Source organism: Micromonospora globbae (genome assembly GCF_036184225.1).
Taxonomy (GTDB): domain Bacteria; phylum Actinomycetota; class Actinomycetes; order Mycobacteriales; family Micromonosporaceae; genus Micromonospora; species Micromonospora globbae.
Genome location: NZ_CP108084.1, coordinates 5,711,690 through 5,725,146, shown reverse-complemented (window position 1 = coordinate 5,725,146; position 13,457 = coordinate 5,711,690). Strand labels below are relative to the sequence as shown.

Here is a 13,457-nt window from a genome sequence, read left to right as displayed (position 1 = left end):
CCGCGGCCTTTGGCGGCCCTACGGTCGAGCCACAGCAAGCGCTCCGAGGCGCCGAGGGTGGCCCGCTGCCGCTGACTGTGTCCATCCGAACGCCCGGTGGGAGGGACGATGAGAATCGCAACCGCGTCGGTCGCCAGCGGCACGGCGGTCACGGTGCTGCTCGTCGCGGTACCGGCGGTGCTCGTCCGCATGGCCAGCTGGCCGAGCCCGGGGGCGTCGTGGACGGCCGTACTGCGCGGCTGGGTCCAGGAACCGCTGAGCGCCGGTTTCCTCGCCGGACTCGCCTACATCGCGGCGTGGTTGTTGTGGGGGTTGGTCGCCGCAGCGGTCATCGTCCGCGTGTACGCGCGGGCTGCTCGGGTGATGCGACAGCTGCCGACCGTGCGGATGCCAGGGCCGTTGCAGGGCCTGACGGCGGCCGTGCTGGGCGCGACCGCCATGAGCACGGCCGCTGCCGCGACGCCCGCTCAGGCCGACGCCCCCACCGCCACTGCCGCCGAGGAGATGCACCGTCCGGCCCTTTCAGGGCCGGGCGCCACCGCCAGAGGCGACCTCGCTGCCAAGCGGGCGGTTCCCTTCCGCCAGGTTGGCGACGCTGAGAGGGCGACTTACACGGTGCACCGCGGGGATACCTTGTCCAGCATCGCGCAGGGATGTCTCGGCGACGCGGACCGTTGGCCGGAGATCTTCGCGCTCAACCGCGGCGCCCGCTTCCCTGACGTCGGCGGCGTCCTGCGCGACCCGGACCTCATCTACCCGGGCTGGACGCTTGACCTGCCCGCCGCCGCTGCACCCGCCGGCGGCTCCCGCCCCGCAGCTCGCGCCCGACCGCCGGCCGGACCTGACGCGGCCACACCTGAACCCACGCTCGACGTTGCCCCAGGCAGCGGCGTACCCGCGAGCGCCGCGCCGCACGCTCCCGCCGGCGCTGCCGCAACGGCGAGCCCGACGCCCACCGGCGCCGGCCCCGACGGTGATGCCACCGCCCCCACCCCCGGCGCGGGCGACGCAAGCCGCCAGCGGCGATCCGGTGACGGCGTCTGGCTTCCCACTGGCGGCTGGCTCGATGGCGGGTTGGCTGTGGCGATCACGACCGCGGTCGCTCTGGTCTGGGCCCACCGGCAACGCCGCTACCGCAGCCGGAGGCCGCCCGGTCGGTCACACACGTCCGACCCTGGCCTGGCGCCCATGCCCCGCGCGGTCCGCGCCATCCGACGTGGACTCCACCCCGCCGACGCCGAATCCCAGCCCGCCCGGCGCACGCGTCCTCACAGTGATCAGCCTCCCGGCGACGGCCGCCCATCAACGGTCGACAGTACCGGCCGGGCCGATATCGTCTCCGACCTCGACAGGCGCACCGATGGCAGTGGGGCCATCACGGATGTCGCCGCGCCGGTGGCACCGGCTCTCCACCACCGTCTGGCTTGGCCGTCGGCGGGGCTCGGCCTGACCGGGCCGGGCGCCGAAGCCGCCGCCCGCGGCTTCCTCGCCGCCGCCCTCGCCGCCAACGGCGAGGACCATCCCGGCGCCCGTACCCGCGTCGTCATCCCCGCCACGACCGCGGCAGCCCTGCTGGGTGCCGCCGCCAGCAGCCTGCCCTACACGCCGAGGTTGACCATCACCGCCGACCTCAGCGAAGCCCTGGACATTCTCGAGGAACAGACCATGCACCGCACCCGGCTGGTCTACCAACACGAGGTCGACACCGTCGCCGACCTGCGGGCCGCCAGCCCCGACGAAGAGCCCCTCCCGCCGCTCATGCTGCTAGCCGACGCGGCCGGCCGCCACGAACGTACGCGCGTCGCCGCCCTGCTCACGCAAGGCCACCGCCTGGATATCCACGGCGTGCTGCTCGGCGCCTGGCCTCACGGTGACACCGCCGTCGTCGCCGACGACGGCACCGTCCGCCGCGCCGACAGCGACGCCCGCCACGGCACCCATCCCGCCGACATCGGCCGGCTCGCCGTGCTCAACCCCACCGACACCATCGACATCCTGGCGACCCTGGCGGAATCCCACACCGGCGAGCGCCCGGCGCCCGCCCCCGCCGACACCGCACCACAGTCCCCGCCCACGGCGCCCCCAGCCCACACCGCCGCCGACAGCATCACCGACCCGGCGCCCCTGAAACACGCAGACGGCAGCGCGGACACGGCCGCCACCAGCCCTCACCCCGGCACCGCCAGGACCACGGCCAGCGGCCACCGGCCCGCCTGCGAGGCGAACGAGCGCCCCACCAGCATCGATCACCCCGCCGCCGACGCCGGGACCCTGACCGGCCGGCCATCGCCCGAACCCCGGCAGGATCCGGTCGCCGCGTCCACGCCAGGCGCGGCGGCGCTGGTGTCGTCTCGCGACCGGGTCGAGGTGACGGTGCTCGGTCGGCCAGCCATCATCGGCGCCACCCACCCGCGGCCGATGCGCGCCAAGTCCATGGAACTGCTGGTCTACCTGGCCGTGTGCGGCGGCGACGCCCCCGCCGAGGCGATCCTCGACGACCTCCTCCCAGACGCCCCCGCCAGCAAAGCCACCCACCGGCTGCACACCTACATCTCCGACCTGCGCGCCGTGCTCCGCCACCACGCCGGCCCCGGCACCTACATCACCCGTCTACACCACCGCTACCAACTCAACCCCGACCGGTTCGACATCGACCTGTGGCGGCTCCGCGCCGCCGTGCGCACCACCACCGGCACCCACGCCGAACGCCTCCACGCGCTCCGGCACGCCGTCGACACCTACCGACCCCTCGCCGAAGGCTGCGACTACGAATGGCTCGAACCCCACCGCCACGCCGTGCAACGCGAAGCCCTCGACGCCGTCACCGCGCTGCTCGAGGAACTCACCGACCAACCCGACCAACAGGCCGCCGTCTGCGCCGCCGCCCTGCCACACCACCCCTACAACGAACAGCTCTACCAGCAAGCGATGCACGCCCACGCCCAACTCGGCGACCTGGACGCCATCCGCGCGCTGCGCCGCACCCTGACCCAACGCCTCACCGAAATCGACACCGAACCCAGCGACGACACCCTCGCCCTCGCCGACCGGCTCATCACCGAGGTGCGCTCCCGACGCGACCCGCGTCGCTTCACCCGCGGACCGGCGCGATGAGCAGCACGCCGCAACCGGCAACCGTCCCGGCCGTGACGCCCGCCGAGAGCACCATGACCGGCAAGCAGCTACGCAGGCTGCGATGGGCGGTACGGGCCACCCTCACCCTCGGCGTCGCCGCGTCCGTGGCGGCGAACGTCCTGCACGCCCGGCCGAACCCCATCAGCCAGGTCATCGCCGCCTGGCCGCCCCTGGCGCTGCTGCTCACCGTCGAGCTGATCTCCCGCGTCCCCCACCACCGCTGGTACCTGGGCGCGATCCGCGTCACCGCCGCCGCCGTCATCGCCATCATCGCAGCCTGGGTGTCCTACTGGCACCTCGTCGGCGTCGCCGCCCGCTACGGCGAGAGCGGCTACGGCGCCGCATACCTCCTGCCCATCTCCGTCGACGGACTCGTCGTGGTCGCCAGCGTCAGCCTCGTCGAAATCACTGCCCGCATCCGCGCCACATCCGCACCCACCACCGCCACCGAACAGGCCACGGCACTGGCGCCAGCGGCCCTCGACTCTTTGTCAGCAGCCGTAGGGCACGTCCCATCACCGCCCGAATCCAACGAGGTCACCGTCGCCGCATCCCCAGCCGACCAGCACCCCCTCGGGGCCGAGCACACCGCTGCGCTGACGACATCCACTCGCCCTTCGATCTTGACGCCACATGCCGCCACCCCGCCCGGGCCGCGGACCTCCGTCAGCGGCGTGGGCGGCGACGGCGACGATGGCCCGGCACCATCGCCCCGGCCCGGTACCGAGCAGCGGTCGCCTGGCCCAGTCACGGCAGCCGGCGCCGGAAACGCCATGATCGACCTACGGGTCGGTGCGCTCAACGAAACCGCCGCCCCCGCCGCCAAGACAACCGATCCCATGCCGTCCGAGGTCATGCTGCAGGTGCTCGCGGCCACGGACGCTGGCCTGCCCAAGACGCCGGAACTCAGGACCGGCGTAGGGCCAGCGGCGGGTGCTAGCGACTACGAACGGGTGGATCCACCGGATGGCGCCCCCATTACCGCCGACACCGCCGCCGCCGTCGCCTACTGGCGGCGCCGGGATCCCGCAGCCAAGCCAGCCGAGGTCGCTGCGCGGATCGGCAGGTCAGAACGCACAGTACGCCGCCATTGGGAACAGCGAGCAACGACCCACGCCGGACGCCGCAACGGCCACCCCGCCACACCTCGGCATTAATACCGCGCCCCGGCACGGTCCGTCGAGTCGCCGACCTCGCCCATCGGCTGCCTAGCTATGACGGACGAGATGGGCTCGACCGGGACGGCCATAAATGGCCCCACCACGGGCTGACTGTCGCTGCTCCAAGTTACCGAAAGTAGTCGGCGCTGGTGTTTACGGCGCGGCGATTAGCGCCGACCCGCGCGTTGTCTGCGGCAGATGAGGATGCCTGGCAGACCCGCCACGAGCGCTAGGGATCAGGCTGGCGACCGCCAGGGCTTCGGGTGCCGCATATGTGACGGATTCGTACAACACGGTTGGTGCCGGTGGATCGGCGTAACAGACAAGGCTTTCCGTCGTGGAGAATCGCCACGTGACTGAGGGAAAGTCCGGGCGGCTCAGCGTCGCCGTGCAGGTGGTGTACGACCAGTTGCGCGAACGAGGTGCATGGCCGACGTTTACGCAGGTCGACCGCGTCCTTGATCGCCAGTACGGGATCGAGGATGCGCAGGCTGAGCTCGCCGGGCTTCCCGCTGAGTACCTGCCGCGGTCCTGGAGCCGAGCGATCTTCTCGGACACCGACGAGGTCCGGTTGACCCTTCGCGGTGTTGCGGCCTGCACCAACAGCAAGGATGACCTGCAGTTCTTGGTGTCATTTCTGAGATGGGCCGCCGAGCGCGAACGGGCCGATGAGAGTGACGGTCAGGTCGTGGTGTCGAGCGTCGAGTTCGCCACGCATGCCGGACTTCCTCTCGACGCCGACGCCCAGGACGATGATCGTGCGGAGTTGCCGGAGGTCGCTGAGGCCCGCGCACGGGTGATCCGGTTGGGTGTCCTTGCCGAAGCCATGCCGACCTTCTGGAACAGCGCGGGCCATGCATCGCAGCAGCGGTGGAGATGGACATTTACTCTGAGTCGCGGTGTTCGCCAGTTCCGCGGCCTCGCCGATGTTGATGAACTTCTTGAACGTGATCGAGAGTTCTGGCAAAGGGTCCACGAGGCACGGTCCCCTGCGCTCGAGCTTTCCGTGGACCTGCCAGTGCAGACGGTCGGCGACGGCGGACAAGACGACGCGACACCCCTCGACGTCCTAGTCACGATATTGCGCCCCGAAATAATCGACGCCTCCGTGAAACAGTTGCGCAGTGGCCATTTCGACGACGCGATCTTCGCCGCCTTCCGCCGGATCGAGCACGAAGTTCAGCAGCGGACCGGCCTGAACTCAATAGGGGATCGCCTTGTCGAGGAGGCGTTTGGTAAGAACTCCGGCAAGCCCCGGATCAGCATCTCCGACCGGCAACGAGACGCGGATCGGCTCGTCGAGCTCTTCGGCGGCGCTGTGGGCCTACACAAAGGAGATCGGTCTCACAAGGACAGACCTGCATTGCCGTGTCGATCGCGTAACGAGTGCCTCCGGTTGCTGGCACACGCCAGTGCCCTGCTTGACTTACTAGACCGAGGGGTGGAGCTTGCACCGGCTGTGGTGGGTTACCAGCAGCGAGGTGATCTGCTGGAGTTGTCGGTCCAGCGGCTCGGTCCGGAAGTGCAGGTGTGGCTCGATGATCAACCGTGCCGTGTTCGGGCAAGAACGGCCGCTACGCTGACGATCGATGTCGATGGCATTTCGACTGGACCGCACGACCTCTACCTCGTGGCTGGCACACGACAGGGTCCTGCGGTGCCAGTCTTCGTCTCGCACGAACTGGGCAGCGACAACTGGCATCGCGTGGAGGAGGTCGGGATCGAACTGTTCCGTGACGAGTCGGGCGCCCCTCATTCAGATATCCATGGAGTGCGCCTGCACAGCTTCGAGGAGGGCCTTCACCTTCACCGGATTTTCCCGACCGACGAGCCCTACCAGGTCGGTGACTACATTCGCTGGTCGTCCGGCGGCAGATCCATTGGAACGGTGTGGGCTCACCAAGAAGGATCGACGCAACTGACCAAGATCTACGATGGGGCCACGTTGTTCAATGGAGCAGTCATCGGCCCCGGTCAGCCCGAACGGACTTACAGAGTCTCGCTGGAGCCGCCAGTGGTGCGACTTCGACGGGACGAGAAAACGCCCCTGCGCGCCCTACGCCACGTAACCGACGGCGTAGCCAGCTGGACCGAGCCACTCGACAGCCCAGGCGTAGTGTCAGACGACGAGCGCGTGGCCCACTATAAAGGAGGCGTCGTCACCGCCAAACACGACGGGACGACGACACTACGGCTTCACCACGATGGCCTGTACTGTGCTGCCTCGATCCAGGTCGGCGCTCATCTCAGCGGCGCGATAGCCGAGGTGCTGACAGGGCTACCTCCTGTGGCCGGCGTCGCCTGCATTGGTGACAAGCTCGTAGTCAGCACACGTCAAGGCGCCCTCTGGGCCGTCGAGCACGGCAAGTACGAGATCCTGACCTCCGTACCCCTCCTGCCTCCCGTCTACGGCGGCACAGACACGATCGCCGCCGCGACGAACGGCGACCTATCCATACGAATGCTCGACCGGCGCGGCATCCTTCTTTTGCGTGCGGACGAGCAGTACCGGCGCAGCCGGCTGATAGAGCTTCCCGAGGCCCACCTGATCAGCTCCATGTGCTGGGTGGGAACCACGCTGATCGTTGGCACTCAGACCGGCGAGGTGTGGCAAATCGCCGCCGACAGTAAGCCGACAAAGTTGGCGGAGGTCGGTGGGCTCGTGGTGGCGCTCGCCGCAGACGATGAACGTGTCTACGTCGCCGCCGGCACGCCCCGTCGGCTGCTGAGCTTCCCTCTGAAAGCGCCAGGGCAGGTGGAGGACGTTGGCCGCCCACCCGCATCGCTCGATATCACCGACATCATCATGTACGACCAGACACTCTTCCTCACCGACTTTCACAAAGGACAGGTACTCGCCCTTCGCGACTCCCAAACGCGCGAGGTCGCCACGGGCCTAAGAAACCCCGGAAGCCTCGCCTGCTCAGGCAATGGCACGGTGTACGTCGCCGAGTTCGGCCGGGGAGCCGTAACTCGCATCCTGCCCTGATGTTCACTGCGTAGGTCGAGTCATGGCTGAGCGGCCGTAAGTGAGTGATGAACCCTGAACTAGACGCGTTTCGCGGCACTGCCGACGTCAGTGGAGAAGATCGCCCTAGCGGAAACTGACGGCCTTGCTCAGTCCTTGACCACTAAGGAGCAGCTGGGCGGTTAGCTGGGCATTCATTGGGGCCTGCATGGGCAGGAGCGATTTCAGGTGCGTGGGCCACGGCTATTTCGCCTCCGACTCGCGGATAGTGAACTGCGACAGCGCAGGTTGGATTTAGCATGATCAGATGCACCCCGTCTCGGCATGATCGGGTGCACTGATCTCGGCAGATCCGCGCGCTGCCGCACAGCAGCACTAGCAGTCTCGGCCTTCACGCACCGTTCTTGGCTCTCAGCGAGACCGGCCCGTGGTGGGGCCAGTTATGGCCGCGTCCCGGTGGAGCCCATTTCGTCCGTCACAGCCAGCTGCCGGCCCACAACGACAAAGGGGTCCCGCTTCTTGCTCCCCCGGGCGCCGGTGGGAAGCGGAGGATGCCCCTATGCCGCACAAGCGGGAAGCCTTCTTGGGCAGATCGAGGCGGGCGTGGCGCGGACTCATCCGCCTCCCGTCCCGGTCGACCAGGCCATCCGCCGGCAGACCGTCGTCGCCGCGCAGTAGCGCTGCTCGTTGAGCGACGAGCCCGGCGCTCCCGTGCCGCCTCTGCCTCAGTGCTCTAGGTGGAGCACCTGTGTGCTGACCCACTGGGCCAGCGCTGGCCGGTCCACGAGCATGATGCGGCAGCGCAGCGCCACCTCCCGCGCCTGTACGGTCGGACGGCCGGTGGTCACCAGCAGCGCGACGTCAGCGCGATGGATGTCGCGGGCGGTTCCCGCGAACCGCTGGACGTGTGGGCTGCCCAGGTTGCCCTTGTACCGCTTGCACTGCACCACCACCCGGCGGCTGCACGGTGACTGCCCGATCACGTCGGCGCCCATGTCGCCGGCGCCCCCGCAGACGGTGACGTTGCGGTATCCGCTGGCGCGCATCAGCCGTGCGACGAACTGCTCGAACTCTGGCCCGGACATGTGGTCGGTGACCGCCACGTTGCGCTCGTGCTCGGCCAACTGCCGCGCGCCTGCCCACCGCAGGTAGAGCCAGGCGCTCACGCTGACGAGCGTGGCGAGCGCGACCAGGGAGGCGATGACCGGGTGCTCGCGCACGACCTGGACTACGGCCGACACGGCGAGCAGGCCCCCGCCGGTCGCGGTGAGCGTCGCCGCGTTGCTGCGCTTGCCCCGCCGCAGCTTACGTCGAGCCACTCCAACCTCCCCAGGTCAACGGTGTGTTAGAGACCGCGCACAAAAGGTAGCGGCGGGGTGTGACAACAGCCGCGGGGGCGGTCGCGGGGTGCGCGGGGATTCCGGGAAGCGCGTTGGTGGACGCGTTAGCAGGCCGGGGTCGGGATGCATCTACCGCAGTTCCAGGCGGTGGGCTGAACGGGGCGTCCTGTCCAGCCCACCCGGCGATCAGGTCGCCGACCCGTTGGATGTGGCCGAAGCATGGTGGGGTCGAGGACAGCGATCAGCAGCTCGGGATAGCCGTGGGCGGTGAGCCGGTGTGGACGTACCGGTGTCATCGTCGCCGCGCGGGTTACCGGCCAGCCGACCCGGTCGATCATCTGGCTCTGGCCGCGCATGAAGTCCTCGGTTACCGGTCACTGGCCGGGTCCTTCGTCACTTTGGTGCTGCTTGGATGGCTGTGGTGGGTTGACTTCTACGAAGCCCCAGAGCCGCTCGATGAGTTCGAGGGCTTGGGTGCGGTAGCGGTCGGCGAAACCGCGGCAGATCGCGGGCTTCGCCTGCGGGTGCAGGTAGTGCGGCAAGGTGTCATGGCAAATGATGTAGGAGTCTTGCTCGCGGGCCTCGGTGACGAGGGCACGTAGTTGTCCCGGGCCGAGGTGCATGCGGTTGCCGGGGGCGAAAATGCAGGTGTCGCACTGGCGCGACAGCAGCCGTGACTTCCCGAGGAACGGGTCGCCGACGCTAAGTTCCTCCTGTCGGCCGGCGTCAGCGGTGGAGTCGGATACAGATTCCATGTTGTCTGCCTCCTGACGTAGTTGACGGGGCGCCGCCCGTCGGCGACGCCCCGTTCTGTTGACATGGTTGATGCCGCTGGCGGTGGCTGGCGGGATGGCCTGGCGCAGCCGCGGCGGGGATGTGCTGGTCGGACGGGCAGCGTCGGTCAGTACGGGCTGTCAGGGGCGTGCATGGGCAGCAGGAGCCGGTCGGCCGGCGGCTGCCGGTGGGCTGTGGGCTGCCAGGCGTCGGCGGCGTCGAGGGTGGCGAAGGGCCCGACGACGGCGAGGCGAGCGCGGTCGCGGTCCAGCAGGGCCAACGCCACGCGCGGGGCGTCGATCGTGATGGTTCGTGCGGCCCGGGCGATGTCTGGCAGCACTTGTGTCCATCCGTCGTCGCCGACGTGCGTCTGGGTGGGGTTGTGGAGGGCCATGGCGTGGTGGCGGCGATGTCGGGGTTATTTATGGCCAGGTGGGGGGCGTAGTCGGCGGTGGCGGCGCGGCCGGCGATCGGGCCGTGCAGGGAGAGCGCGGCGGTGGTGGTGACGGCGAGCAGTGCGAGCGGGGTGCGGTACTCGACGCTGTCGAGCAGGGCAAGGCTGAAGGTGTCGCGGCTGCCGATGTCGGTCACGGTGATGAGGGTGGGCCGGCCGGTGGTGGCGTTGTGCCAGCTGAGGACTTCGAAGTGGTCGCTGGCGAGGGAGAGGAAACGCTGGTAGGCGCGGTTGGCGGTGTCGAAGGGATACGCGGCGTCGTGCATCACGTGTATCTCCTGGCGCAGTCGGGTCGTCGGGCGAGGACGGAGACGGCTTCGCGAGCAGCAGCGGTGCTGCGTCGGGGCCTTTGATGTAGGAGCGGATCCAGATGCGGTAGGGCTGGCCGTCGGCGTTGACCAGGCGCCGCCAGTGGCCCGCGAACGATGAACCGCACCCGGTAGTGCCAATTCGCCTCGCCGGTGGCTTCGGTGACGGGTGTGGTGCGGCGGAGCATGACGACGCGGGTGTCGTGGCGCAGGCCGGCGCGCAGCGCACGGCGGCGTGCGGGCCGGTCCAGGGGCAGGGCGGCGACGGTGGCGAGGGGTTCCGGGTCGCCGTGGCTTCAGGCGGCGCGGGGGTGGGTGCGGGCGGGCTGGAACCAGCCGGTGTTCTGGTGCGCGGGCGGGGCAACCCGTGCGCGGCCTCGCGGTCGCGGCTCGGGTCGGGTGGCGGCCTGGTGGGCGCGGTGGGCGTCACGTGCCGGTGGGCACGGGTATGCCTGGCCGGCGCAGCGCAGGTTGCCGCAGCGGTCGGGCCGGTGCGGCTGTGGTTGGTGGGCGGCGGCGACGTCGCTGGCGAGTAGCCACAACAGAACGTCGGTGACGGTGCGCGGTATCGCGCGGCGGTGTGGCGAAACCATGAGTCGCGGTCCTTCCGGTTGGTGTTTCGGCCGGTACAAGGCCGCCACCCCTGGGCCCGCGGCATGGGCTGACGCGGTCGGGTTCGCCACAGGGGTGGCAGCCGGGTGCAGTGACGCTCGACTTTTCGGATTGATCAAGTCGTTGACGCGCGGTACTAGGCGCGAGGCAGTGATGACCGGGATGCCTTGGGCGGCGGTGGCGCTAACTGGCGTGGCCGCCCGGGCGTCTGGGGCGGGGTGGTTCGGGCTGTTACCGGGCGGGGTTGCCGGAGGTCGGCCCGTGGTCGAGGGCGGTGGGTGGGATGCCGTGGCGCAGGGCGTGGTCGACGAGGTGCGCGAGCCGGTAGTGGGGGTCGGCGGCGAGGGCGCGGTCGAGGGCGACGGCGGCGAGGGCGCCTTGTCCGTGCCGCCATGCGGTGAGGGCGAGCAGGGTGGCGGGGGCGGCGGCGTAGGCGGGATCGGCGCGGCGGGTGATGTCGGTCCACAGGGCGAGGAGCCAGGGCTCGGTCCCGGTGGCCTGTCCGGTGGCCTGTCCGGCGTGGTCGCGGACGGCGATGTCGGCGAGGAGAACCGCTAGCCAGGCCACCTCGTCGTCGGTGAGGGCGGCGTCTGCGGCGTAGCGGGCGAAGGCCTCGCCGACGGCTTGTCTGCCGGCGCGGATGAGCGCCGCCCGCCCGCCGGAGATCTGGGCGGCGAGCGCGCGTTCCTGCGCCCTGCGGCTGGCCTCGGTCATGCCGGTGCTTGCGGTGTGGGCGAGGCTGGCCACGAGTGCGGCCCGGTCGGGCAGTGCGGTCTGCCCGGCCACGATCGCGTGCACAGTGGTGGGGCTGTAGTGCGGGTCGAACGGCACCCCGTCGGGCGGGCAGCAGCGCGGGTCCTGGCATTGGTAGGAGTGGTAGCGCCCGGCGGTGACGCGCAGCGTGTCGAAGATGGTGATGCCCGCGGCGTGCAGGTGTGGGGTGATCGCGTCCACGACCGGGGTGACGGCGGTGGCGGGTCCGTAGCCGATGAGGATGGCGGTGGTGGCGTCGACGTTGCGCAGCAGGGCGAGGTGCTGCCGCACCGCCTGCGGCACCCAGTCGGGGATGGTGGCGGGGGCGGGGAGGTCGGCTCGGGCTGCCACGGTGATGCGGTGGCCGGTGAGGCCGATGGTGACGAGGCTGTCGGCGGGGTGGAAGCCGAGTAGGTAGGGCACGGCGGCGAGCAGGTCGCTGATGGAGGTCACCGGTAGCCGGGCCGGCTGGTCGTGCGTCATAGGGGTAACTCCTTGGCAGAAAAGGGGCCCTGCGGCCGCTGGGCGTGGCGTGCGGGGCTGGCGGTGGGACGGGCGGCAGATCACGCGTCTGCCGCCGCCGGGATCGGTCAGGTCGAAGAGGTTGCTCAGTGGGGGTGATGGCCGAGGCCGAGGCGGGCGCCGATGGCGGCGCCCCGGTGGACGGCGGCGACCGCGGCGGGCAGGTGGCGGCGTTGCCAGCCGTGCAGGGCCGCGCCCAGGTCGGCGCCCCAGCGGTGGTGTTGGGTGAGTGCGGTGACGAGGCCGGCGGCCTGTTCGATGCCGTTGTTCGCGCCGCGGGCGGTGTGCGGGCGCACGGGGGCGAGGGCGTCGCCGAGCAGCACCGCCCACCCGGCGCCGACAGGCCATGCCATGCGGGTGGGCGGGTCGATGTCCATCATCGGCACGGCCATCCGCACGGTGGTGGCGTGCACGATCGCGGCGTGCGCGGCGGGGAGCAGCCGGGTGGCGTGCGCGTCGACGTGTGCGCGGGCCGCCGGCCCGACGTGATGGGGCAGGGCGAACGTCCGCCGCTCGGGCGGCGCCCCAAAGTGGTGGGCGTAGGCGGTGGGGCTGCAGGTGAGGTAGAGCGTCCAGTCCAGCCCGCCGGGAATGGGGGCGACGTTGTACTGGCAGCCGGGTCCCGGCTCGAGGCGTAGGAAGTCGCGCAGCGGCTGGGCGGGGGCGGGGGCGTGGCCGCGGTGGGCGACGTAGCCGGCGTACCGCAGCCGGCGGGACGGGTCGAGCAGGCGGCGGCCGGTGGAGGTGCGTCCGTCGGCGAACACCACCAGGTCTGCGACCTCGCGGGAGCCGTCACCGAAGGTCAGGACGGGTTGTTTGTGGTGGACGCCGAGCGCGGCGACCCGGCGGCCGGTGCGCAGCACCCCGGCGGGTAGCCGGGTGGCCAGGGCGGCGTGTAGCAGTGTCCAGGTGGTGTTGCGGCCCGGGTAGCGCTGCCGGAGGGTGTGGATGGGCTGGCGGGCGCGGACGGTGACTCGGCGGACGGTCTCGGAGTCGTGGGCGACAACCTCGTTCTGGCCGATGCCGAGGCGGTCGAGGATGTCCAGGGCGGGGTGTTCCAGGCCGATCAGCCCGCCGCCGCGCGGCGCGGCATCGGGGGCGGCTTCATACACGGTGACCTGGTGGAAACCGGCGTGTAGGAGCAGCAGCGCGGTGGCGCAGCCGGTGAGAGATCCGCCGACGACGGCGATGCGCGGCTGAGGCGCACGCGTCGTCGGGCTCGTCGTGACGGCGGTGGGTGTGCCGGTCGGGTGAATCAGCGGCGGCAGTGTCATGAGGTTTCCCCTTTGGAGGCTCGCGGGTGGGAAATCCCGGGCACGGCCGGTCGGCCGTGCCCGGGGGTTGCGCGGGTGTGCGCGGGTGGCCGGGCAACGGCCTGGTTCGTGCGATGTGAGGCAGTGAGGTCAGCGGCGGGGCGTGGGCGTCACGAGC

The 13,457-nt window shown here is 70.5% G+C and carries 9 protein-coding genes; 4 read left to right on the top strand and 5 right to left on the bottom strand.

All coding sequences use genetic code 11. The features are described 5' to 3' along the window. Positions 1 to 312: 312 nt before the first annotated feature. The 3 genes from OG994_RS25960 to OG994_RS25950 all read left to right on the top strand — a co-directional run bounded on the left by OG994_RS25960 (position 313) and on the right by OG994_RS25950 (position 7,284). Positions 313 to 3,114 carry a BTAD domain-containing putative transcriptional regulator gene (locus tag OG994_RS25960; protein WP_328851278.1) on the top strand — a complete coding sequence of 934 codons (2,802 nt, stop codon included), beginning with the start codon at positions 313 to 315 and terminating at the stop codon, positions 3,112 to 3,114. A 53-nt stretch (positions 3,115 to 3,167) separates the two neighbouring features. Then, entirely contained in the window at positions 3,168 to 4,292 is a 1,125-nt protein-coding gene (locus tag OG994_RS25955) for a DUF2637 domain-containing protein (protein ID WP_328853797.1), read from the top strand. 355 nt (positions 4,293 to 4,647) lie between these two features. Beyond that, positions 4,648 to 7,284: a TIGR02391 family protein gene (locus tag OG994_RS25950; protein ID WP_328851277.1), complete on the top strand. Its 2,637-nt coding sequence runs from the start codon at positions 4,648 to 4,650 to the stop codon at positions 7,282 to 7,284. Between the two features lie 704 nt (positions 7,285 to 7,988). Here OG994_RS25950 and OG994_RS25945 read toward each other — a convergent pair. The 3 genes from OG994_RS25945 to OG994_RS25935 form a co-directional block, all read right to left on the bottom strand. Continuing rightward, a complete protein-coding gene (locus tag OG994_RS25945; protein WP_328851276.1) occupies positions 7,989 to 8,582 on the bottom strand; it encodes a restriction endonuclease in 594 nt (197 codons plus the stop codon). Between the two features lie 395 nt (positions 8,583 to 8,977). Beyond that, positions 8,978 to 9,358 carry a hypothetical protein gene (locus OG994_RS25940; protein ID WP_328851275.1) on the bottom strand — a complete coding sequence of 127 codons (381 nt, stop codon included), beginning with the start codon at positions 9,356 to 9,358 and terminating at the stop codon, positions 8,978 to 8,980. Positions 9,359 to 9,504: 146 nt separating this feature from the next. After that, positions 9,505 to 9,717: a hypothetical protein gene (locus OG994_RS25935; RefSeq protein ID WP_328851274.1), complete on the bottom strand. Its 213-nt coding sequence runs from the start codon at positions 9,715 to 9,717 to the stop codon at positions 9,505 to 9,507. Positions 9,718 to 9,854: 137 nt separating this feature from the next. On the opposite strand from OG994_RS25935, the gene OG994_RS25930 reads away from it, so the two are divergent. Beyond that, positions 9,855 to 10,184, top strand: a complete 330-nt coding sequence (locus OG994_RS25930; RefSeq protein WP_328851273.1) for a hypothetical protein — start codon at positions 9,855 to 9,857, stop codon at positions 10,182 to 10,184. A 798-nt stretch (positions 10,185 to 10,982) separates the two neighbouring features. Here OG994_RS25930 and OG994_RS25925 read toward each other — a convergent pair. Continuing rightward, complete coding sequence (locus tag OG994_RS25925; RefSeq protein WP_328851272.1) at positions 10,983 to 11,987, bottom strand: DUF4192 domain-containing protein; 1,005 nt, start codon at positions 11,985 to 11,987, stop codon at positions 10,983 to 10,985. 125 nt (positions 11,988 to 12,112) lie between these two features. Further along, positions 12,113 to 13,300 (bottom strand): Rossmann-fold NAD(P)-binding domain-containing protein, encoded by a 1,188-nt coding sequence (locus OG994_RS25920; RefSeq protein ID WP_328851271.1) that lies wholly within the window; start codon positions 13,298 to 13,300, stop codon positions 12,113 to 12,115. Positions 13,301 to 13,457 lie beyond the last annotated feature (157 nt).

Excerpts from the sequence above, each read along its gene's own strand:
- OG994_RS25955 (WP_328853797.1), top strand. The coding sequence starts at position 3,168 with ATGACCGGCAAGCAGCTACGCAGGCTGCGATGGGCGGTACGGGCCACC.
- OG994_RS25940 (WP_328851275.1), bottom strand. The coding sequence starts at position 9,358 with ATGGAATCTGTATCCGACTCCACCGCTGACGCCGGCCGACAGGAGGAA.
- OG994_RS25925 (WP_328851272.1), bottom strand. The coding sequence starts at position 11,987 with ATGACGCACGACCAGCCGGCCCGGCTACCGGTGACCTCCATCAGCGAC.
- OG994_RS25920 (WP_328851271.1), bottom strand. The coding sequence starts at position 13,300 with ATGACACTGCCGCCGCTGATTCACCCGACCGGCACACCCACCGCCGTC.